This window comes from Pseudovibrio exalbescens, from assembly GCF_028737195.1.
In the GTDB taxonomy this organism is placed as follows: Bacteria; Pseudomonadota; Alphaproteobacteria; order Rhizobiales; family Stappiaceae; genus Pseudovibrio; species Pseudovibrio zosterae.
This window is the reverse complement of sequence record NZ_JAQZAJ010000023.1, coordinates 1-606: the sequence shown is the minus strand read 5'-3', so window position 1 is coordinate 606 and position 606 is coordinate 1. Positions and strand designations below refer to the sequence as shown.

The window sequence follows — 606 nt, the reverse complement described above, 5'->3', positions numbered from 1 at the left end:
GTTGCCAGCACCTGGGTCAAGAATGTCATCTCCAGATCCTCCATGGATGTAATCATTTTGCTCGCCGCCAATGATTACATCATCACCTTCTGTACCCTTCAGCTCTATGCGTCCATCCTCGCGCAGCTTGATTTCTCGCAGAACTGTTCCGTCAGCGAACTCGAAGCGCTCGATGTGCTGGCCCATGTCGGACAAGAACAATGAGCTGTGCTGTCCGTGATAGTCCCAGCTGAGGCGAAGGGATTCCCCGTAACCGTCATGTGAATAAACCGAGGCGGTTAAGTCACTCAGGGTGAGATCCTTGAAGACCACCGTATCCGTGCCCCAGCCGGCTTTCTCGCCATACTGTGTAATCCAGACTTGGCCGTCATCTTCACCTATAAGGTAGGTGTCGTTGCCTTGTTCTCCGCGCAGATGTTGCCAAGACCCAGTATAGCCTCCCACATCCAATGTGTCGTTGCCTGAACCTGCGTTGATGAAGTTGCTTTGCTTGCCCCCAATGAGTACATCATCGCCGGACGTACCCCACATTGTAACTCGGTCTGTCCCATCAGCCGCAATTGCAAATTTCGAGACGGAAGTTCCGTCAGCGAACTCGAAGCGCTC

The 606-nt window shown here is 53.1% G+C and carries 1 pseudogene; it reads right to left on the bottom strand.

Annotated elements, in window-relative coordinates:
* Window positions 1–606, bottom strand: a pseudogene (locus PUV47_RS19840) (calcium-binding protein); the annotation flags it as partial.